This is a genomic window from Methylocystis sp. H4A (genome assembly GCF_015709545.1).
Lineage (GTDB): Bacteria > Pseudomonadota > Alphaproteobacteria > Rhizobiales > Beijerinckiaceae > Methylocystis > Methylocystis silviterrae.
This window is the reverse complement of record NZ_JADNQY010000021.1, coordinates 115,452-136,499: the sequence shown is the minus strand read 5'-3', so window position 1 is coordinate 136,499 and position 21,048 is coordinate 115,452. Positions and strand designations below refer to the sequence as shown.

The 21,048-nt window shown below is 64.0% G+C and carries 21 protein-coding genes and 1 tRNA gene; 5 read left to right on the top strand and 17 right to left on the bottom strand.

Annotated elements, in window-relative coordinates; translation table 11 throughout:
- Window positions 1-11 precede the first annotated feature (11 nt).
- Window positions 12-728, top strand: a complete 717-nt coding sequence (locus tag IYW40_RS07570; protein ID WP_196400090.1) for a hypothetical protein — start codon at window positions 12-14, stop codon at window positions 726-728.
- On the opposite strand, the gene IYW40_RS07565 is transcribed toward IYW40_RS07570, so the two are convergent.
- The 10 genes from IYW40_RS07565 to IYW40_RS07520 form a co-directional block, all read right to left on the bottom strand.
- Entirely contained in the window at window positions 729-2,312 is a 1,584-nt protein-coding gene (locus IYW40_RS07565; protein WP_196400089.1) for a L,D-transpeptidase family protein, read from the bottom strand.
- Between the two features lie 21 nt (window positions 2,313-2,333).
- Window positions 2,334-2,684 (bottom strand): hypothetical protein, encoded by a 351-nt coding sequence (locus IYW40_RS07560; RefSeq protein WP_196400088.1) that lies wholly within the window; start codon window positions 2,682-2,684, stop codon window positions 2,334-2,336.
- Window positions 2,685-2,824: 140 nt separating this feature from the next.
- A complete protein-coding gene (locus tag IYW40_RS07555) occupies window positions 2,825-3,562 on the bottom strand; it encodes a DUF2076 domain-containing protein (RefSeq protein WP_196400087.1) in 738 nt (245 codons plus the stop codon).
- A gap of 210 nt (window positions 3,563-3,772) precedes the next feature.
- Window positions 3,773-5,773, bottom strand: coding sequence for a hypothetical protein (locus tag IYW40_RS07550; protein WP_196400086.1), 2,001 nt, complete (start codon window positions 5,771-5,773; stop codon window positions 3,773-3,775).
- 369 nt (window positions 5,774-6,142) lie between these two features.
- Window positions 6,143-7,171, bottom strand: a complete 1,029-nt coding sequence (locus tag IYW40_RS07545; protein WP_196400085.1) for a 2Fe-2S iron-sulfur cluster binding domain-containing protein — start codon at window positions 7,169-7,171, stop codon at window positions 6,143-6,145.
- A gap of 53 nt (window positions 7,172-7,224) precedes the next feature.
- Window positions 7,225-8,889 carry a hydroxylamine reductase gene (hcp, locus tag IYW40_RS07540; protein WP_196400084.1) on the bottom strand — a complete coding sequence of 555 codons (1,665 nt, stop codon included), beginning with the start codon at window positions 8,887-8,889 and terminating at the stop codon, window positions 7,225-7,227.
- Between the two features lie 93 nt (window positions 8,890-8,982).
- A complete protein-coding gene (locus IYW40_RS07535; RefSeq protein WP_196400083.1) occupies window positions 8,983-9,414 on the bottom strand; it encodes an Rrf2 family transcriptional regulator in 432 nt (143 codons plus the stop codon).
- A gap of 462 nt (window positions 9,415-9,876) precedes the next feature.
- Window positions 9,877-11,007 carry a glutamate 5-kinase gene (gene proB / locus IYW40_RS07530; protein ID WP_196400082.1) on the bottom strand — a complete coding sequence of 377 codons (1,131 nt, stop codon included), beginning with the start codon at window positions 11,005-11,007 and terminating at the stop codon, window positions 9,877-9,879.
- Between the two features lie 93 nt (window positions 11,008-11,100).
- On the bottom strand, window positions 11,101-11,676 hold the full coding sequence (locus IYW40_RS07525; protein ID WP_196400081.1) for a DUF2585 domain-containing protein: 576 nt from the start codon (window positions 11,674-11,676) through the stop codon (window positions 11,101-11,103).
- 33 nt (window positions 11,677-11,709) lie between these two features.
- Window positions 11,710-11,985 (bottom strand): hypothetical protein, encoded by a 276-nt coding sequence (locus tag IYW40_RS07520; RefSeq protein WP_196400080.1) that lies wholly within the window; start codon window positions 11,983-11,985, stop codon window positions 11,710-11,712.
- A 307-nt stretch (window positions 11,986-12,292) separates the two neighbouring features.
- Between IYW40_RS07520 and IYW40_RS07515 the strand changes: the two genes are divergently transcribed.
- Both IYW40_RS07515 and IYW40_RS07510 read left to right on the top strand, forming a co-directional pair.
- Window positions 12,293-12,697: a BLUF domain-containing protein gene (locus IYW40_RS07515; protein ID WP_196400079.1), complete on the top strand. Its 405-nt coding sequence runs from the start codon at window positions 12,293-12,295 to the stop codon at window positions 12,695-12,697.
- A 63-nt stretch (window positions 12,698-12,760) separates the two neighbouring features.
- Entirely contained in the window at window positions 12,761-13,009 is a 249-nt protein-coding gene (locus IYW40_RS07510) for a hypothetical protein (RefSeq protein WP_175095223.1), read from the top strand.
- Between the two features lie 79 nt (window positions 13,010-13,088).
- Here the strand turns inward: IYW40_RS07510 and IYW40_RS07505 are convergent, their stop codons facing one another.
- From IYW40_RS07505 to pal, 5 genes are all read right to left on the bottom strand, one after another.
- Complete coding sequence (locus tag IYW40_RS07505; RefSeq protein ID WP_196400078.1) at window positions 13,089-14,420, bottom strand: nicotinate phosphoribosyltransferase; 1,332 nt, start codon at window positions 14,418-14,420, stop codon at window positions 13,089-13,091.
- 136 nt (window positions 14,421-14,556) lie between these two features.
- Window positions 14,557-15,141 carry an isochorismatase family protein gene (locus IYW40_RS07500; protein WP_196400077.1) on the bottom strand — a complete coding sequence of 195 codons (585 nt, stop codon included), beginning with the start codon at window positions 15,139-15,141 and terminating at the stop codon, window positions 14,557-14,559.
- Between the two features lie 175 nt (window positions 15,142-15,316).
- A complete protein-coding gene (locus IYW40_RS07495; RefSeq protein ID WP_196400076.1) occupies window positions 15,317-15,559 on the bottom strand; it encodes a hypothetical protein in 243 nt (80 codons plus the stop codon).
- Window positions 15,560-16,005: 446 nt separating this feature from the next.
- Window positions 16,006-16,081: transfer RNA gene (locus tag IYW40_RS07490), tRNA-Trp, on the bottom strand.
- 75 nt (window positions 16,082-16,156) lie between these two features.
- Entirely contained in the window at window positions 16,157-16,681 is a 525-nt protein-coding gene (gene pal, locus IYW40_RS07485) for a peptidoglycan-associated lipoprotein Pal (protein WP_175095226.1), read from the bottom strand.
- 403 nt (window positions 16,682-17,084) lie between these two features.
- On the opposite strand from pal, the gene IYW40_RS07480 reads away from it, so the two are divergent.
- Window positions 17,085-17,534 carry a hypothetical protein gene (locus tag IYW40_RS07480; protein WP_232366113.1) on the top strand — a complete coding sequence of 150 codons (450 nt, stop codon included), beginning with the start codon at window positions 17,085-17,087 and terminating at the stop codon, window positions 17,532-17,534.
- A 1-nt stretch (window position 17,535) separates the two neighbouring features.
- Here the strand turns inward: IYW40_RS07480 and xseA are convergent, their stop codons facing one another.
- A complete protein-coding gene (gene xseA / locus IYW40_RS07475) occupies window positions 17,536-19,077 on the bottom strand; it encodes an exodeoxyribonuclease VII large subunit (RefSeq protein ID WP_246720705.1) in 1,542 nt (513 codons plus the stop codon).
- Window positions 19,078-19,319: 242 nt separating this feature from the next.
- On the opposite strand from xseA, the gene chrA reads away from it, so the two are divergent.
- Window positions 19,320-20,540, top strand: a complete 1,221-nt coding sequence (gene chrA, locus IYW40_RS07470; RefSeq protein ID WP_196400073.1) for a chromate efflux transporter — start codon at window positions 19,320-19,322, stop codon at window positions 20,538-20,540.
- Between the two features lie 83 nt (window positions 20,541-20,623).
- Here the strand turns inward: chrA and IYW40_RS07465 are convergent, their stop codons facing one another.
- Window positions 20,624-20,863 (bottom strand): hypothetical protein, encoded by a 240-nt coding sequence (locus IYW40_RS07465; protein ID WP_246720704.1) that lies wholly within the window; start codon window positions 20,861-20,863, stop codon window positions 20,624-20,626.
- Between the last annotated feature and the right edge of the window lie 185 nt (window positions 20,864-21,048).

Here is a 21,048-nt window from a genome sequence, read left to right as displayed (position 1 = left end):
CCGCACGTATTATGGGTTTCTCTTATGATCGCTACTCGCGCATGATCTCAAATCCGGTGCAGAATTATTGGGCCCTGATCGCAGGGCGTCACGACGCGGATGCTTTTTCGGTCATCGACGCCGCCTATCGCGAACCGCAACGCGGGTATCATGACTGGCGCCATATCGTTGATCTGCTGACGAAGCTCGACTCCTTGAAGGCGCTCGCCGTCCGGCCCGATCTGATCGCCGCTGCAATCTTCTGGCATGACGCTGTCTATGTGACTCGCGAGCCCGACGGTCTGCTTCGTCCCGACGCCGAAAATGTGCGCGCGAGCGCGACGCTCTTCGAACGTCATTCGAAATTCGACGAAACAGATGCGCGGGCCATCCATGATCTGATCATGGCGACAGCGAATCACCTCAACGCGCGCGCTCCGGCTGAGCATTATCCCGGCTTTTCGCGCGATCTGGACCTCTTCCTCGACCTCGATCTTTCCTCGCTCGGCGCGTCCTGGTCCGAGTTCGAGCAAAATCTGGCGCGGCTTCGTTTCGAATACGCCTGGGTGCCCGAGCCGCTCTTTTGCCTTGGGCGGCTCCAGATGATCGACACATTCGCCGCGCATGGAGACGCGCTCTACCGACGCGACGAGACGCGCAAGCTCTGGTCCGCACGGGCGCATCAAAATCTCGCACGCGCGCAGGAGGAATTGCGCCTGCAGGTGGCGCGGCTCGCCTCGTCCGCGTAGTTACAAAGCGAGCGCCGAGCGCACCTTCGCCGAATAGCCGTAGATGTCGTCGTAAAGCTTCAGCGCGCCCGCGTCGTTGACCACGGCCGTGAAATATTCGATGTGCACCGGAATGGGCTTCGCCAGATTGATGCGGTGCTCCTTCTTGCCGATCAGAGCCTTCAGGCGCTTTTCGTCATAGTCAGGACGCCCGATGACTTCTTCCGCGAGCTTGAACGGATTCTGGACACGTACGCATCCGTGACTGTATGCGCGCTTGGCGCGGGCGAAGAGTTTCTTCTGCGGCGTGTCGTGCATGTAAATCAAGAGATCGTTCGGAAATACGAATTTGAGCCGGCCAAGCGCGTTCTTCTCACCGGGCTCCTGCTGAACGATCGCACGGCCATTTCGAAAGGTTACCTTATATCCGCGCTTTCGAAGCTTGGAGAGCTTGCCGCCGGTTTTGGGCTCCAGCTCCTTCTCGATGATCGACTCCGGAACGGTCCAGGTCGGATTGATGATGATATATGGCATCACGTCGGAAAACACCGGCGTTGGCGACGTCTTCTTCCCGACGACGACGCGCGCGCGAAACACAATGTGATTGTCGCGCGTGAATGTCGTCTCGAATTGCGGAATATTGACTTCAAGGCGCGTCGCGCCCATTTCGCGCGGCTCCCAACGCCACCGCTCCATATTGGCGATGATCTCCGCCTCGACGCGCTTCGCCTTGGCTTCGGGCAGCGACGCGAAGTTAGTGATGGGCTTGGCGTCCGACTCGTGAGACGCAGCGGCCTCGCGGCGCGGATGGCCGCGCGCGGCGCGCAGTTCGGCGAGTTTCTCGCGCAAGGCGGCATAGGCCGGGTGCGGCGGATTGAAGGCGGCAAGCCGCGCGCCGGCCTCGTCTCCAGCCTCGGCGACGGCGTCGAGCGCTTGGGGCGACTTTACGACAGACGGCCGCTCCTCGATGTCAGGCGAAATCGTTGCGGGATTGACCCGGGCGCCGCTCGCTTGCGCTGCATAATCGGCGACGGCCTCCGATAGCGCCAGTTCGGCCGCGGCGCTCCAGGACGACTCTTGCGCAGGAGCCTTTACGCGCAGGCCGTCGCGGCCGGCGTCGCGCAGAGTGTCCAGCGCGCTTTTCGCCGATTTGGTGAAGCCGTCCGCATCGCGCCAGATCGGCGCATAATCGCGGTTCTTGTAATAAGCGGCGATTTCCGCACGCTGGACGCTTCGGTCGACGCTGGGCTCCTCGTTCGACCAGTCGCGCAGCGCGCGCGCGAGGCTTTCGCGCGCATCGGTCGCTTGCCGCTCATCGACCCTCTGCTGTTCATCGACGCCTTGCGGCGCGTCGGCTCCCTGCTGCTTTTCGAGCTCCTGGCGCTCATCGGTCTGCTGCTGCTCATCGGCTTCCCGCGGCGCGTCGGCCGTCTGCCGGTCGGAATTCTCGCGCTCTAGCGCCGGCCTCGCCCTGCGCTCGGCGGCGGCCGGCGAGTCGGGCGCCTCGTTTGGCGCGCTCGACATTTGCGCCATGGCCGGGGCGGCGAGCAGGGCGCCTGCGATGACGAAAGGAGCGGCCTGCGGGAGGAGCGAAACGCGAAACATGCTCGAACTCCTGTGAGCCTCTTACAAGGCCTTGCGGCAAACGAAACGGATCGTCTGTCCGCGCACGCCATAGCCCTCGTCCGTCTCGACGGTGACGCCATGGCAATTCTGCGTCGGATCTGACTGCGCGACGGCGGTCGACTCCTGCCAGTCGATGGGGAGGATGAAAGGCCGCACCGACGAGGCATCGGCGGCGACGCGAGCAGGCTGCGAGTCGGGCGCCTTGACGAGGAGCGCCTTGGCGGCCGCGAAGCTGACATTGGCGGCGAGGATCGCGAAGGCGATCTTCATGGCCAGCGCGATGCGAATCGGTCGCGAAGCGAAGCTGGTCTTGGTCGTGCGGTTCGTCGTGTTGTTCATCGAACGGTTCATGGCGAGTTCCCCGTGGTCCGTCCGCTCGATCAGCGGATGATCGGACCCTAGAACGCCGCTCGGGGAGTCGCGGTGCGCTGGCGCACAGGGCGCCAGATACAAGAACTCCCGGCCCTTGCGGGGCCGGGAGCCAAATTTCATCAGACGTCAAAGCCGCCGTCGCCGCCGCTGTCGAAGCCACCGCCGTCATCGAAGCCGGGGTCGGAGCCATAGTCGGCGTCCTCCACCCCTCCTGCATGGTCGTCGCCGGAGTCATAGCCGGCGTCGGTGGCGCCCGACTGGTCGCCGTAATAGTTGTTGATCACCGTGTCGCCGCCGGCCGGCGTAAAGCCGGAGCCGATGCCGAGATTTCCCATCCCGCCATAGCCGGCGCCATGCGAGAACAGGCTGCGGATGCCGTCGGCGAGCAGCACGCCGCCCGCGACGCCCGCGGCGGCGCCGAGCGCGCCCTTCAGAAATCCGCCGCTTTCAGGCGCAGGCGGCTGCTGCTGGCCCCAGCCCTGCGGCGCGTAGCCGCCGGCCACGGGATTCATGCCGCCCTGCTGGGCGCCGCCCCAAGGTCCGCTCGGACGGGCCTGCTGAGGAGGACGCGGCGGCTCCGGGCGGGGACCACCGCCGAACAGGCCGCCAAGGAAACCGCCGGCGGGCTTCGACTCAAGCTCCTGCACACGCGCCTCGAGCTCCTCGATGCGCGCATTGGCGCCTTGCAGCGCCTGATCCTGCACGATCACGGTCTGCGCCAGGAGATAGGGCGCCGCCGGCTGAGCCTTGATCTGTTCGCTGATGAAAGCCTCCGCCGCCTGGTCGCGCGGCGTCGAGGCGGCGCTCTTGGTGCGCTCGAACAGTCCAGCGATGAGTTGGCGTTCTTCCGGTGACATAGGGTTCTCCATCGTTGCCGCCCTCGAAGGCGCGGCGCAGGAAGATATGGCCCCGGCGCAAAACGCCGCCAAGCCCCAAGCGCGAACGCGGCCGATTAAACTTTCGAAATCTGGCGCAAGGCGGGCGCGCCGAACTCTCCCGCCGATGTTTCGCGCGCGTTTACTCACGGACAACGTGATCGATCCTACCGGACTGCCGTTGCCCTCCCGCTATGCATGCGGCCAGTGGCGTTCGCGGAACCAGTTGCGATAGTCCGTCATCTTCGCGCGTTGGGCGGCCGGCGCGCGCCGGCCGCACGTCGCCGCCTCGGCGCTCCCGTCCGAAGCGCCCCACCGCAGTTCGACGCAGTCATTGGGATTGTAGCCCATCTCAAGGTCCGTCGCGCGGTCCATGACGTCTTTCAGCGAGAGCGTCCAGGCGGAGCCGTCGCTGCGCGTATAGGAAAAGGTGCGGGCCGCGAGTTCGCTCGCCAGCGCGCTTTGCAGTTGGGCCTGAACGCCCGCCGGACCTCTGCCAAACGGCATGGCGTAGCGATCGCTGCGCCGCGCGACACGATCTGGAAATCCGCGCACCACATCGATTGCGATCAGCAGGCGGAGATCGCGCGCCGGCGTCGAGAAGTCCTCCCATGCGCCGCTGGTCGCGAAGATCGCCGGACCGTCCGGCATCGACGCCTCGCCGCGCCCGCCGTTCTGGAACTTTCGACCGTTTTCGACCGCCGTCGCGCGCGTCTTCACCTGCTCCTCAAGCGCCGTGATGGCCGCCATCATCGCGCGCGTCGGATCGAGCGGCTCAGGCGACATCACCTCATCCATGCGATCGTAGAATTCCTCGGCGCCGAACTGCGACTGCTCCAGGGAGAAATCGCCGTAATCCGGGTTCTTCGCGATCTCGGCATTGGTGAGCGCCCGCAACCCGCCGTTCTCCCGAACGATCGGCCGGAAGCGCTTGAAGCCCGGGCTGCCGAGGGAAGCTCCGTTCGCGAAAAGGAAATTGCCGCGCCAGAACCGCTTGCGGGTGACGGTGCCATCCGGCTCGGCGTCAACGGCAAGAAACACGCCCGCGGCGTCCGCCGTCTGCGGGACGCGTTGCACCAGCATCATGACGTGCCCGTACGGATCAGCGTAGGCGGTTCCGGGACGCAGCGTCTCCTGCGTCAATGGAATCGTATAAAAGTCGGACTTGTCGCTGTTTGCCGACGCTCGCACCGAACCGGAATGAACGACGTCGCCCACGGCCCGCAAATATCCGGCGACGCCCGCCGGCCGCTTCGGGGCAGGCGGTTTCGCAGGGGCGACCGGCGCAGTCGTCGGCGCTGCGGCCGGCTGAACCTGCTGAGGCTGTGCAAATAGCTGCTGTAAAAAGTTCGTGGGAGGAGCCGCTATGCGGGTAGGGGCCGGAGGAGCGGCGGCCGACGCCACGGCTTGTTCGGGCGGCGGCGCGGGTCGGGTCAGTTGGGGATGCAGTATATCGAATCGCTCATTGCATCGCGGCGGCGCGCCGCCGGCCCCGCGCGAGCAATTCGAATAGGCGAAAGGCAGCCCCATCTTGTAGGCGAAATAGGCGCGTAAGAAGTAGACGAAATCGGCGCAGTCGGGCTTCAGCGATAGGGTGAGGCTGTCTTCGCCCGCGCCGAGATGATTGAACAGGACATTGCGCGAGGGATTGCGCAGCACCTCGTGCCATGTCTTCCACGACTGCTCCGCTTCGAGCGGCGCGTCAAAAAGTTTGGCGATCCACGCCGAATACAAATTTTCAGTCGCGCGGTTCCATGAATTGTGCACCCGCCAGACGCTGCCTTCCGCCGCGTGCGAGGCGGACGATTTGCGCGCGCTCACGGCGATGTCCTTGGTAATCACGCCGCAAGTGAACGAAGACGTGTCTAGCGTGGCGCGCCACGCGCCGGCGGCCGGCGACGCAACCTCGGCGAACCAGACATACGGCGGTCCGCCACGCTGTCCGCGCGATCTGGCCGCGACCCGTCCATCAGGCGCAATCAGCGAAAGCTCGCCGTCGAGCGGCTTTTCCGCAGCGACGAGAATGCGCAAGGGCGCGCCTGCCCAAGGCGATTCGGGCGAGGTTATAACCGCGACCTCAGCCGATTCCTCGCAGGGCGAATCTTGAGCCTGGGCGTTTGAGAAGGGAAAAAGAAAGGCAAAAAAGGCGCTTGCGACAGGCAAGAATGCAGCGAATCGGCGCGCTGGAAACATTTGTGACCCTCTCTTGGACCGCCCTCGATGGTTTTCTTCGTCAGAGGCCGGTTCGCAGGATACGGAGTTGGCGGCAATCCGGCTGGGGACGTGAGGCGCGACTTTCGCACAGCGGCCCATTGCGCCGGCCCATTGTTTGAAAGAAATGGGTCAAAATGGCGACGGCTTGGCCGCCACGGTAGCGGCGCCTCAACCTTGCACGGCAGCGGCTATCGTCAGGACGTTACCTTTCAGCGTCATGCCCGCGCTTGACGCGGGCATCCACGCGGCGCCGCTGCGCAGGACTTTCAGCATTGGCGCAATGTCCCGGCGTGGATGGCCGGACAAGCCCGGCCATGACGCGGAGGCATTAGCGGTCAGAGCTCCCCCTCACGCCGCCGTGAACTTCTCGCTGAAGATACGATCATGCGGGACGCCGGCGGATCGGCCAGCCTCCTCGGCCGCGGCGATGAGCGCCGGCGGGCCACAGACGTAAATGTCGGGCGGCTCGGTTGCGCTCGACAGCGCCTGCGCAAGCGCTTCGACCGGCGTGCCGACGAACTCGCGCCATTCCTGTTCCGGCTTCCACACGCAGAGCGTTACGACGAGTTGCGGCAATGCCGCCTTGATCTCCTCGATCACGTCGAGCGCGAAAAGCTCGTCGACTTTATTGACCCCGAAGAACAGCCGGCAAGGGCGCTGATCGGCGAATTCCGCCATTTGCCGCAGCATCGAAAGCGCCGGCGCGAGGCCCGTGCCGCCGACGACGAACCAGCGCGGCGCGGCGCTCGACTCGTCGAGGGTGAACTGTCCCTGCGGACCGCGGACAAGCAGTGTGTCGCCGACGGCGGCGCGATCACGAAGATAATTCGAAAAGGCGCCGTGCGGCTGAAGGCGGATGAACAGCTCGAGCGTTCCGTCCCAATTGGGCGTATTGGCGAGCGAATAGGAACGCTTTGCCGAGCCGTCGGGAAGCGTGAGTTCGATGAATTGGCCGGCAGTAAACTGCGCCGCAAGTCCGAACGTCGGATCGTCTTCATATTGAAGCAGCAGGCGCATGGCGCCCGAGCCTGCTGGTTCAATCGCCACAAGCGTCGCGCGCCGTTCGGGCACAGGCGCAAAGCCGACCGCCGCTTCGTCGAAGGGCGCTCGCAAAGCGAGATCGCTGCGCGCCTGCGCGCGGCACAGCAATATGTCGCCCGCCATGCGCTCATCTTCGCTCAGCGCTGCGCAGCTGTAGGACATGAGTTCGACCTCTCCGCTTGCGCGAGCGACGCGGCATGCGCCGCAGCCGCCCTCCCGGCAGGAGGAGGGGAGATAAATGCTCGCGCGTTCGGCGGCGTCCAGTAGCGTGTCGGAGGGATCGGCGTCGAAGGCGATCGTCGCGCCGTCGCGCGTGAGAAGGCTGACCTTGTACATGGCGGATTCCGGCGAAGGGCGGACGCCCGAGGTGGGCGTCCGCTGCATGATGGCTAGGCGGCGCGGGCAAGCGAAGCTGCGATGTCGGATTTGGCGTCGCCGATCGGCTGGACGCCGAACTTCTCCACCAGCACGTCAACGAGCGCGGGCGTGAGAAAGGCTGGCAGCGTCGGGCCGATGCGCACATTGCGCACGCCGAGCGCGAGCAGCGTCAGAAGAACGGCCGCCGCCTTCTGCTCGAACCAGGAGACAATGAGCGACAGAGGCAGTTCATTGACGCCGACGCCGAAGGCCTCCGCCAGTTTTGTCGCAACAACGAGCGCCGAATAGGCGTCGTTGCACTGGCCCATGTCGAGAAGACGCGGCAGCCCGCCGATCGTGCCGAAGTCATGCTTGTTGAAGCGATATTTGCCGCAGCCGAGCGTCAGGATCACGGTATCCTTCGGCGCTTCGTCGGCGAAATCGCTGTAGTAGTTGCGGCCCGGCGCGGCGCCGTCGCAGCCGCCGACGAGGAAAAAGTGGCGGATGGCGCCGCTCTTCACGGCGTCGATCACCTTGTCGGCGACGCCAAGCACGGCCTCACGCCCAAAGCCGATGATGATGGTCTTCTCCGGCGCGTCTTCAGTAAAGCCGGGCAGCGCCTGCGCCGCCTGCGCGACAATCGCGAAATTCTCGTCGGCGATGTGGCGCACGCCCGCCCAACCGACCGGCCCTGCCGTAAAAATGCGTCCGCGATAACGCGGCTGCGGCTCGATGAGGCAGTTTGAGGTCATGACGATCGGGCCGGGGAATTCGGCGAATTCCTTCTGCTGATCCTGCCAGGCGCCGCCGTAATTGCCGGCGAGATGCGGATAGGCCTTGAGCCTCGGATAGGAATGCGCCGGCAGCATTTCGCCATGCGTATAGACGTTGATCCCCTTGTCCTTGGTCGCTTCGAGGATGGCGTGCAGATCCTTCAGATCATGGCCGGAGACAAGGATCGCTTTTCCCTTGACCGGGGTCACACGCACATTCGTCGGCGACGGCGCGCCAAAGGCGCCGGTGTTCGCTGCGTCGAGCGCCTCCATCGCGAGAAAGTTGGCGCGGCCGAGCGCCAGCGCTTCATCGAGCAGCGTCGCGACGTCACGCTCTTCGCGCGCCAGCATATCGAGCGCATGTTCGACCGTCGCATAGATTGCGTCGCGCTCTTCGCCCAAAACGCGCGCGTGATGCGCATAGGCGCAGACGCCCTTCAGGCCATAAAGAATGAGCGCGCGGGCGCCGACCGCGTCCTCGCCGAGGATCGCCGCGTCTTTGCGCACTGCCGCTTCCGAGGCTTGTGCGGAAAGTCCGGCCATGTCGCTGGCAGGCGCGAAAGCGGCGGGGCCGGAGAGACGTTCGGGCGTCTTGCCGGCGGCGCGCGCGGCGTCTTCGTAAAGCGCCTTGGCGCGATCGCGAATTTGCGACGCCTGCTGAATCAACTCGACAAATTTCGCCGCATTGAAATTGACGTTGGTGAGGGTCGTGAAGAAGGCGAAGAGGATGAAGCGGTCGGCTTCGATGTCCGTCGCGCCAAGCTGGCGCGCGCGATGCAGATATTGGCCGACGCCCTCGCAGACATAGAGCAGAATGTCCTGCAGATCGGCGGTTGTCGCGTCCTTGCCGCACATGCCTTTGGCGCCCGCGCAACCGGCGCCTTCGTCAGATCGGTAGGTCTGCTCGCATTGATAACAGAACATGTCGCTCCCTCCTGGCTCCCTTAATAGGTATTTAGAATGCGTATTAAAAAGGTCGGAAGTCAAGCCGTGACGAGCGATGTTCGCGGCGCATGTTCAGGCGGAGAGGTCGGCGAGGGGAAAGCTTGCGGATTTTTCGAGGCAGTCGTGCAGGGTGTAGCGATCAAGTTCGCGCATAAATCCCTGTTCGGCGCGCGCTAACATGCCCTTCAGTCGGCAGCGTGGCAAAAGCGCGCAGTTGCTGCCTTCCGAGCTGAAACATTCGACCAGCGGCTGGTCGTCAAGCCTGCGGACCACCTCGCCGATTCGGATGTCGCGCGGATCGCGCGCCAGTCGAACGCCGCCCTGCGCGCCGCGGATGCCTTCGACATATCCGGCGGCGGCGAGCTCCTGCAGCACTTTCGCCATATGGTGGCGCGAAACGTCGAAATGATCGGCGATGGCCGCCGCGCTCATCACTTGCGGATTGCGATCGGCGAGGAGGATGAGGGCGCGCAGGCCAAAGTCGGTGAAGGTCGTGAGCCGCATGAAGTCAATCTAACACGGTATTCGAAGTTCTGAAATATTGCGTCTCACCGCTAGCGAGTACGGCCACGAGCCCTCAGCGTCATGCCCGGCCTTGTGCCGGGCATCCATGCAGATTAACGCCGCATCTCTCGGCGTCATGCCCGCGCTTGTCGCGGGCATCCACGCGGCAACCATTGCCCGCATCTCGCAAGCATTTGCGCAACGTGCCGGCGTGGATGGCCGGGTCAAGCCCGGCCATGACGGGCGTGGGACTGCTGCGCTAATGACCGTCCCCTCCCTTCGAGACGCGCGCTGCGCGCGCTCCTCAGGATGAGGGAACTTGGGTGGTGCGCATGAAAGCCTGACGTTGCCGCCGCAAAAGGCTGCGTTCAGCATGCAGGACAAAAGCAGTCCTCATCCTGAGGAGCACCTGTAAGGCGCGTCTCGAAGGACGAGGACTGCGAAGCGTCGCGTCTACACGCCTCACCCCCCACCCAGCGCCATATCGTCGCGGTGGATGATCTCATCGGGGCCTTTGAAGCCGAGCAGCGCCTCGATGTCTTTCGTCGAGCGCCCGACGATTTTCGCCGCGTCGGATGCGTCATAGGTCACGAGGCCGCGGCCGATCTCGCCGCCCTTGGCGTTGCGGATGACGATGCAGTCGCCGCGCGCGAAGCCGCCCTCGATTCGCGTCACGCCCGCCGGCAGCAGGCTCCGGCCTGAGCGCAGCGCCTTCGCCGCGCCGTCGTCGATATGCACGGCGCCCTTCGGCTCCAGCGAGCCGGCGATCCATTTCTTGCGCGCCGTCACCGGATTGGACGGCGTCAGAAACCAGGTGCAGCGCCCGCCAGCCCCGATGCGCGCGATCGGCGCCTCTTCGCGCCCGTCGGCGATCACCATATGCGCGCCGCCGGTCGTGGCGATCTTCGCCGCCTCGATCTTGGTGCGCATGCCGCCGCGCGAATATTGCGAGGCGGCGCCACCCGCCATGGCTTCGATCTCCGCCGTGACGCGCGGCACGATCGCGATGTGCTCGGCGTCCGGATTGGAATCGGGCGGGGCGCTGTAGAGCCCGTCGACGTCGGACAGCAGGATCAACAGATCGGCGCTCGCCATCGTCGCGACGCGCGCCGCGAGGCGGTCATTGTCGCCGTAGCGGATTTCGGCCGTCGCCACCGTGTCGTTCTCGTTGATGACGGGCACGGCGCGCAGCGACAAAAGCCGCGTCAGGCATTCGCGCGCATAGAGATAGCGGCGGCGCTCCTCCGTGTCGCCGAGCGTGACCAGCACCTGTCCGGCGACGAGGCCGCGGTCGTGCAGGGTCTCGGCCCAGAGACGCGCCAGGGCGATCTGGCCGACGGCGGCGGCCGCCTGGCTGTCTTCAAGCTTCAGCGCGCCGCGTGGAAAGCCCAGCACGCTGCGTCCCAGCGCCACGGCGCCTGACGACACCACCAGCACGTCAGCGCCGGCGCGATGCAGATCGGCGATGTCGTCGGCGAGGCGCTTCAGCCAGGCGCGTTTCGCCGACGCCTTGTTGGGGTCGACGATGAGCGATGAGCCGACCTTCACGACGATGCGTTTGAAGTCGGCGAGGACGGGAGCGCGCTTGGTCATAAGGCAGGGCAAAATGTTCGAGGGAGGCGTTTGCGAGCGCGACTTATGGGACGCTTGAGTTAGCCCAGCGCGCGCACGACCGCAAATTGGCGCCTATGGCGCGCCGTTTTGCCAGCGGCGGATGAACTCGAAAGGATAGATGAAACTGAGCACATTGAGCGTGAAATTGTCTCTGATGTTCAGCGCGACCCCGACTTCAAGAAGCACAGACATTGCGATGACGGCCAAAGCTGGGAGCCGCCATGCGAGAACGAAGCCCAGCGCCATCGCCAGCGTATCGGCAAGCGAATTGACGATGCTGTCTCCTGCGTAGTTCTGCGCCGGCGGCTGCTTGCGATAGTGGCGGATGGCGAAGGGCGTGTTTTCGAGGATCTCCCATCCCACTTCAACCGCCAGCACGATCAGGAAGCGCTGCCCGACCGACAGTCCCGGCGCCGCGAGCCAAACCAGGAAATAGAACAGCACGCCGTGGATGATATGCGTGAAGCTGTACCAGTCGGTGAGATGCTGGGAGAGGCAGGGAGAGGAGGCGTCGCCCTCCCACAGCTTGAATTTGCCGCGGGCGCAAAGAAACGGCCGGCCGAGCGCCCAAAGCGCGCCGGCCTGAATGACGAGCGCGGCGACCGCCGCCGCCGTGACGCCGCACGCCGTCGTTGCGCTCATCATCATATCTTCTCAACTGGAAGATCGGACGATGGAAAACTAGTCTCCGAGTCCGACGACCTCGGCGTCTGGGGTCGTTTTGCCGCCGGCGACAATCGAGAACTCCTCCAGCTCCTCGGTCCAGTATTCGAATTGCCGGCGGCCATAGTCGACCATGGCTTCGGCGACGTCGTGCGGCGATCTCGCCGCCCATACATCTTGCCCGAATTGCAGCGCCGACCGCGTGTTGATCAGGCCGAAGTCCATGACTCTCGATGCGCAGTCCTGACAGGTCTTGAGCGAAGTGAGGAGCGGGGAAGGGTCTGGCGACATCATCTTATTCCTCTGAAGTTGCCGGCCTGTGAGCGCCCATCGCCAAAAATATGGAGGGAGACGCGGCCGCGCCAGCGCCTCCCTCGCCACTGAAAAGTGATCCAATATTCCCTCTAAATAGCGTCCGCTTGATACGAACCTATGACTGGAGCGACGGATTCTGGCGCGAGGTCTTGAGATAGGTCAAGCATATGAAACTATTGCACAATTTTCGTTTTGGCTCTATCCCTATTTCAGCTTGTGGCAATTGACGGGCGGCTCGCGAGGCGGAATTCTCGGGTTGGATGGCGGCTGCGTTCGGAGGCCATTGATGCATCGGCTTGTCTATTTCAGTAACGCAAATCTTGATCTGAGCCTCTCCGCGATCGAGGGAATGGTCGAGATGTCCGCAGAACGGAATCGACCGCGGCGCATTAGCGGGGCGCTCCTCTACAATGGTCTGAATTTTTTGCAAATTCTGGAGGGTCCGCGGCAAGCGCTGACGCCGCTCTATTTGCAGATCCGGACGGACTCCCGGCACTCCGGCGTCGTCAAGCTCGTTCACGAACGCATTTCGATGCGCAGCTATCCCGATTGGGGCATGAAGCTCGTGTGCGACGCGCCGGAACACGCGGCCGCCACGCGGGAAACGGCGCCGCGCGAGGACGGTCTTTCCGCGATGGTTGACGGTTTTTTCAGATTTGGCCAGGCGGCGGCGTTCGCCGAGCTTAGGTGAGCGCAATTCTTGCTTAGGTAGATCGCGGACATCTGGCGCGGTGTCCGCCCTTCGGAGCTACTCATGATAGGAATTGCCAAGAAAATCGGCTCGTCTGGGAGCGAGAACAAGGCGGCCGCCGGGGGCCGCGATGGCCGGCTTTTATCCGGCTATTTGGTCAATCTGCATCGTGGCGCGGCGCCGGTGAGAGAACTGATGCTCGCCGACATCGAAAGGTTCCAGTCGCTCGGCGCGACAGGATACGCCGACGATTTGCGTGTCGCGCTGAAGCGGTTCACGTCCGAATTCATCGACCGGAAGGATCGGCGCTAGGCTCCGCTTGCGCCGAAGTTCCGTCGGCGGGAGACTGTCTCGCGGCCCAGCGCTCGGCCGCGCCAATTTAGCCAAACCGTCAGTCGATCAACTGCGCGCGAGTCTCGCGCTCATAGCTGGCGAGCGCGTCGCTGATCGCCACGTCATAGCGCGCCTCAGGCGATTGAAGCATCCGCAGATGCGCGGGCAGCGCGGCGAGCTGCACTTTCGCGTAATCGCGAATTTGCGGAAGGTCGCATGTTTGCTCCGCGACCCGGCGACCTGACAGCATGAACGGCTGCAGCAATGGGACGCCCGGCAGAGTTTCGCCCTCTCGGGCGATGACGTCCCTGACCGCGTCGCCGTCTCTAAACTCTCGAAAAACCTGTTTGCGGCCCGGCAGCGATCGCTTGCCCGCCGACAGTTTCATCCGTCCCTTGCCGGCGTATTCGGTCAGCTTATAGGCGATGTCGAGGTTTGGCGCGTCGCTCGACACCGCCATATCCGTGCCTACGCCAAAGACATCGATGGGCGCGCCGCGCGACGTCAGAGCGTCGATCTTGGTTTCCTCAAGGCCACCGCTGGCGACGATCTGCACGTCGGTCAAGCCAGCGTCATCGAGGATGCGGCGCGCCTGGCGCGACAGCATGTCGAGATCGCCGGAGTCGAGACGCACCGCGCGAATGTTGAAGGTCGGCCCGCGCGCCTTCGCGAGCGCGACGACCTTCTTGACGCCTTCGAGCGTGTCATAGGTATCGACGAGCAATGTCGTGTCGGGAAAGACCTCGCTGAAAGACTGAAAGGCGTCCATCTCGGAGGTGCAGGCTTCGACAAAACTATGCGCCATCGTTCCGGCGACGGGCAAACCATAGGCTTGCCCGGCCGCGACATTGGAGGTCGACTCGACTCCGGCGACGTAGAATGCGCGCGCGCCCTTTGTCGCCGCATCCACGCCTTGCGCTCGTCTTGCGCCGAAATCGACGACGCTGGCGCCGCGCGCCGCGGCGACGACGCGCGCCGCTTTCGACGCCAGTATCGTTTGCAGTCCGATCTGATTGATAACGAGCGTTTCGATGAGCTGCGCTTCGGCGATGGGCGCTACCACTTCCAGGATCGGTTCGTTCTGAAAGAACGGCGTGCCTTCGCGCAGCGCATAGATGTCGCCGGAGAAGCGGAAGTCCGTGAGCCAGTCGAGGAACGGCTGCGAAGAAATTTTGAGAGAGCCCAGATAGTCGATGTGCCGCGGCTCGAAACGCAGATGCTCGATCTCATGAAGAAGATCGTTCAAGCCGGCGGCGATCAGAAAATTGCGTTGGGGCGGCATATTGCGCACGAAAAGGCTGAACGTCGCTTGCGCGTTCATGCCCAATTCGAAATAGGCGCGCAGCATCGTGAATTCATAGAGGTCCGCGAAGAGCGCGCTGCTGGACACGACCGCTCCTTTTTACGCGTCGACTGGAGAGAGCTGGAAGCGCTCGCGCGCCGGTCGGGACCATAGCTATGGCGCTAGGCCCGGGCAAATCTTCATCGATGTGCAAATCTTCATCGATGTAATGTGCGCACGCCTCTTACAGTTCGTCTTGGCTCTCTTCGACGACGACGCCCGCCTTCCGCATCTTTTCGACAGCGTCTCTTCCGCCTTCCGGCGTGATGGCGCGCGCGCCGGAAAGTCGCACATGCGTTTCAAATCCTTCCGAGACGGCGTCCAGCGCCGTTTCGAGCACGCAGACGTCCAGCGCCAGTCCGACGATCAAGACGCGACGCACGCCAAGACGCCGCAGCCGCTCCGCGAGCCCCGTGCCGTTGAGCGCGGAAAGCTGGTCGCGCTCGGGCGATTCTCCTTTGCTGACGATAATCGCGCGCTCGGGGAGGCGCAGATCGGGATGGAACTGCGCGCCGGCGCTGTCCTGAACGCAATGCGCCGGCCATGGTCCGCCACAGTCACGAAAGCTGGCATGGCCGGTTGGATGCCAGTCTCGCGATGCGACGATGGGAACGCCGGCGGCCACGGCTTCATCGATCAGTTCATTGACCACAGAGACGATCTTGTCGGCCTCGGAAACCTCTAAGGCGCCGCCCGCGCAGAAATCGCGCTGCACGTCCAAGACGATGAGCGCGTCGCCAGACGTCAGCCGCATCGCTTCGCCGGCCATGATGTTGCTCCGCTAGAGACGGCGCGCTCGCTCGGTCCTGATCGAATGCGTGAGCAGGGCGCGTTCCGTGGGGATGATCCTAGCTGCGGGTACGGCCCAGCGCGAGCGCCCGAGGCGGTCAGCGATTTCCAGACGAGGCGATGGATAAGCCGTAGCGCCGCAAAGAGCGAACTCGCTAGAGCCGCCGAGATTTGGCGCTGGCGGGATTTCGACGGTTGCTGCGCTTCGGGCTACCACCGGCGCGCCCCCAATCCAACTCGGCCACCAAATCCATGATCCGCTTGGGCAGCGGCTCTGTGAGGATTTTGTCGAACTTGAATCTCAGATGCTGGCTAATCGATTCCATTGCGGCGTCGGGCCGCGCTCCCATTTTGCCGGCAGCCGCGTTCCGCCAATCGCCCGGCGCTCGGTCCGGCATGACGCATCCTCCTTCAAGGGAGAGAAACTGCGTCACGTTCGCATTGTTCCCCTGCAAAGTGTTTTAAAATTAAAGTCTTAGCATGACCAAGGCATTGGATCTGATGCGGCGGCGCAGCCTGTTAAGCGGCGATCGCTGGTTCTACTGCGCAATGTCGCAGCCCGGCTGAAGATTGCGCCATGGCGCGAGAGTAGCAGGCGCTATCCGGCGCTAGACATCCGACGGCTTTTGCGGATCCGGTCTTCCGCTTCAGCGATCTCGGGCGTTATGGCGTCGCCGAAGTCGGCCGCTTCATAGAGCGGACGGATCTCAATCTCGCTCGGGCCGGGCATGGGATTGGGGCATCGCTTCACCCATTCGACGGCCTCGCGCCACCCGCTGGATGCCCCGTAAGAGCGCTGCTGAATCTGCAGCTAAAATTCTCAGCGAAATTACTGTTTCATGAGTGGCAGGAGTGGCCGGGATCGAACCGACAACCCCCGGTTTTGGAGACCGGTGCTCTACCAGTTGAGCTACACTCCTGCAGGCGCCCAAAAGGCGCGCGTCTTCATTGCCGCAACGACGCTCCGGACGCAAGGGGCGCGGCGGGCTTCCTCATCAGGAATTGCCGCCGGAAAGCACCGTGACGGCGCGACGGTTCTGCGACCAGCAGGAGATGTCGTCGCAGACGGCGACAGGACGCTCCTTGCCGTAGCTCACCGTGCGGATGCGCGACCCCGGGACCCCGCGTGCGATGAGGTAATTCTTGGCCACTTCGGCGCGTCGCGCGCCGAGCGCGAAATTATATTCGCGGGTGCCGCGTTCGTCGGCGTGGCCTTCCATCGTGAAGCTGTAGCGTGAGTAGCGGTTGAGCCACTCAGCCTGCTTGTCGAGCGTGGCCTGCGCAGTGGACGTCAGATCGGTGGAGTCGGTCTCGAAGAAGATGCGATCTCCGACATTGACCACAAAATCCTGATGGCTTCCGGGACGGGCGACGCCGCCGCGTCCATAGCCTCCGCCCGCCAGATCATTCGCGGCTTCATCCGCGGTGTTCTTGGCGCAGGCCGAGAGCGCGAGGACCGCCAGGACCGCCGTCAGCGCGACGACGAATTTGGCGCCGCAGGCGCGTTGCGAAAGCAGCATGAAGAACTCCTGTTACGACGACCGACCGGGCGATAGTCCTAGGCTTCCAGGGTTAAGCGAAGGTTCCGTCAACCTTGATCGCAGGTATCTTGGGCCTGTTGCATTTGAGCAAATTCGTCCCCTTCGTTAATAACGGGTTAATTGGTTAACAGAAGCTTAACACGCTGTTTCGGCCCGAATTTGACGTCCTTCGGCGCGGCGCGCGTCCGCGCCCACCCGCGTATAGCACGTGTGCATTGCGTAGATTGACGCGCCGCGCCGCGCCGTTCGGCGCTTTCACGTCCCAGAAAAGAACGTTCGACGGCTGCGAAGCGATGTGCGCGCGGTTGCTTTGCGGAGAGTCTCGCTCTTAATATTGATCAATGACGCGCGGAGCGGCGGCGCGCGCGGTCAGGAGCGTGACATGAATGAAGGCATTGCGCCTTTTTTGTCGCCGTTGACGCTGCTTTTGGGCGGCGGCCTCTTGGCGATAGGATTGCTGTCGCTACTCGATCTTCACTTCTTCAAGACCAAGTGGCAGGGCAAGCTCGCGCTGGCGGTCGGCTTGGTCTTCATTCTCGCCACCGAGGCGATGTTCGTCACGAGCGGCGCCAGCGGCCGCTATTTCGAAGGCCAGAAGATGGACGTCACCGACTGCGAATACCAGGCGGAGCGGGATTTTCCAGCGGAACGGCGATCGAACCCAAAGCTCATTCACGACAAGATCGTCGCCTGCATGGATACGCTCGGCTACGACTGGAGCAGGGAGCACTATCATTGCGTCGAGGCGCCGATCTCCACCAATGTCTTCTGCTATCTCCCGCGGGCGGCCATGCAGCGCAGCATCGTCGCGTGGCAGATGCGATTCGAATAGGTCAGAACAGCGATCCCTGATCGTCGCTGTCGGCTCTTTTCAGGCGGCGCCGCGGGCGCGGGCGCGCCGGCGGATCTGGAATCGCAATGCCAGCGCGCGCGTGGATTCTGCCGTCGGCGATCTCGATATCGAGACCCGTTCCAGGAGGAGCCTGCGCGACGCTGCGCACTAAGGCGCCGCTTTCATCGTGCACCAGCGCAAAGCCGCGCGCCAACGCCGAGCGATGGCTGAGCGACTCCTGCAGCCGCGCCAGTCTGTCGATCCTATCCTGATGGCCGCCGATCAAGCCGGTGATCGCGCGGTCGAGACGCTGCGCCGCGCCGGCGAGGCGCTGCCTGGCGGCGGCGTTCTCCTGACGCGCGAGAACGCGCCGGGCGCGATAACCCTGCTGCAGCCGCGCGCCAAGACCGCGCAGCTGCTCGCGCACGCGCGCCAGCTCCGCCTGCGGCGAGTGGCGGGCGAGCAGCGTTGCGGCGCGCGACAGCCGCAGACGCCTTCCGTCACGCGCGGCGCGGACGCCGGCGCGCAGCCGCTCCGCCGCCCGGTCAAAACGCTGGCGCGGATTGGCGAGCAGGGCGTCGCCAGCGGGGAGCAGGCGCGCGAAGGTTGAAAGCTGGACGCGCCGCTGTTCCATGGCGCGGCGGCGCGCGCCCTCCAGCCGGCTTGTGCGTATGGCGAGATGTTCGAAAAGCTCGACGCGCACCGGAACGGCTTTCTCCGCCGCGCCCGTCGGCGTCGGCGCCCGAAGGTCGGCGACGAAATCGATGAGGGTCGTATCGGTCTCATGGCCGATCGCCGAAATGAGCGGAATGGCGCTCTCCGCCGCCGCGCGAACGACGACCTCCTCGTTGAAGCCCCACAGATCCTCGAGCGAGCCGCCGCCGCGGGCGACGATCAGCACGTCGGGGCGGGGAATGGCGCCCCCGGCAGGCAGCGCGTTGAAGCCGCGAATGCCCGCGGCGACCTCCTCAGCGCAACTCTCGCCCTGCACCCGCACGGGCCAGACCAGCACGCGGCGCGGGAAGCGGTCGTTGAGACGGTGCAGGATGTCGCGGATGACGGCGCCGGTCGGCGAGGTCACAACGCCGACGACGCGCGGCAGGAAGGGCAGGGGGCGCTTGCGCGCTTCGTCGAAGAGGCCCTCGGCCGCGAGCGCCTTGCGACGCGCGTCGAGCAGCGCCATCAGCGCGCCGACGCCGGCCGGCTCCAGCGACTCGATGATGATCTGATAGGAGGACTTGCCGGGGAAGGTTGTGACGCGGCCGGTCGCGACGACTTCCAGTCCCTCCTGCGGCCGCGTGCGCAGGCGCAGAAACGTCGATCGCCAGATCACCGCATCGAGACGCGCATTCTGATCCTTGAGACAGAAATAGGCGTGGCCGGAGGCGTGCGGGCCGCGATAGTTGGAGATCTCGCCGCGCACGCGCACGCGCCCGAAGCGATCCTCGATCGTCTGCTTCAGCGCGTTCGCGAGTTCGGAGACGCTGATCTCAGGCGTATTGGTCTGAGGCGTGTCGCCGCCGATTTCGGTGAGGTCGGACATGGATGAGATATGCTCACGCTTTGCTTCTTGCTTCATCCTCACGCAAACATTGAACTGTCCGCGCGGTGGTGGAGCAGCACGATACGCGAGGCGCGAATGGCCCCCAACATCATCATGTAAATGCCCAAAGCCAGCAAGAAAACAGCGCCCCCATTTATGCCGCTCAGAGCTTCGCGACGGTGGTCGCTGAGTGAGCGGCTGTTCGGCGCAGCCTATGGAAATTCTGAAGCGCAGAGCTCGCTATGAGCGCGGATTGCGGGAGGACGCTCACGAAAGGGTATGGTTCCGTTCTGGAAGTGCTTTGGGCTTTTCTGCGTCTCGGGGTAACGAGTTTCGGCGGGCCTATCGCCCATCTTGGCTATTTCCACGCTGAGTTCGTCGGGCGCCGCAAATGGCTCGATGAGGCCGCCTACTCGGATATCGTCGCGCTCTGCCAGTTCCTTCCCGGCCCCGCGAGCAGTCAGGTCGGCATCATCATCGGCTTGTTGCGTGCCGGCCTTGCCGGCGGATTGGCGGCATGGATCGGGTTCACCATGCCTTCGGCGCTTGCGTTGATCGGCTTCGCCTATGGTGTCGGTCGACTCGGCGACCTATCGCAGGTCGCTTGGCTGCACGGCCTCAAAGTCGTGGCTGTCGCTGTCGTCGCGCAAGCGGTGTGGGGGATGGCGCGCAACCTTTGTCCGGATCGGAACCGGGCGACCATCGCCGTGGCGGCGACGCTGCTGACTTTGGCGGTCCCCACCGCCAGCGGTCAGATTGGCGCGATTGCGGCGGGGGGCGTCATTGGCTGGCTGTTCCTCTCGGGGGAAAACAACGGCGCCACGACGCCGCTATCGATCCCCATCACCCGGCGCACGGCCATCGCCTCGCTCGCGCTGTTCGCCGTTTTGCTTGTGGGGTTGCCCATTCTGGCGAAGGCGACCGCCAATCCTACGATCGAGCTTATCAGCGGCTTTTATCGCTCAGGGTCGCTCGTTTTTGGCGGCGGGCACGTCGTGCTGCCGCTGCTGCAGCAGGCCTTCGTATCTCCAGGCTGGATCGACCGTGATGCATTCCTTGCCGGCTATGGCGCGGCGCAAGCGGTTCCAGGCCCACTATTCACTTTCGCGGCCTATCTCGGCGCAGCGATGACGTCTGAGCCAAACGGCTGGGCGGGCGGGCTGATCTGTCTCACCGCGATTTTCCTGCCGTCTTTCCTTCTGGTCGTCGGCGCGCTGCCCTTTTGGGACGCCTTGCGTCATCGAAGCGCGGCGCAATCGGCGCTCAAGGGGATCAACGCGACGGTCGTCGGAATTCTGCTCGGGGCGCTCTATACCCCTGTTTGGACGAGCGCGATCCTTGGCCCAGCGGATTTCGGGCTAGGCCTTCTTGCTTTCCTCTTGCTCGTGCTGTGGCGGACGCCGCCGTGGCTGGTCGTCATCCTCGGCGCATTTGGCGCAACGCTCATCGCCATGGTCGCTTAAGGCGCTTTAATACGCGCGCAGAATGGTCCGCCCTGGCGCATTGCTGAATATGAAATCGTTCTGGCTTGCGCGTATTTTGAAAGCTAGCGCATCTTGCTCATCGAATAATGCGTTGGTCGGGCGTGGCCATTCTCCAGGTCGGCGAGAAGGTTGGGCTGCAGCCGCGACTGCCCTTCCGTCAACTGCGCGGGCATGTCGACATTGCCCCGAAGATACCAGCCGCTGACATCAAGAGGCGGCGGCGGAGGCAGATTTTCGGCGCGCGCGTTCACAGCGCCAGCAATCAGAACGAACGACAACAAGAAGGCGATGGAGCGGCGCATGATGTGCTCCGTTTTTCGGGTGCGCCATTGCGTTCGAATAGCGCAGCGCCGAAAAGCAAGCATGGGCGATAACGGTTAAGAGCCGGTTAACCCTATTGCTTAACCAAGTTCCTTAACCGAGCGCGTGCGTGCAAGGCGGACACGCGTCGTAAAGCTGACCTTCTCGTGGCGTCGCCAATCGCGTT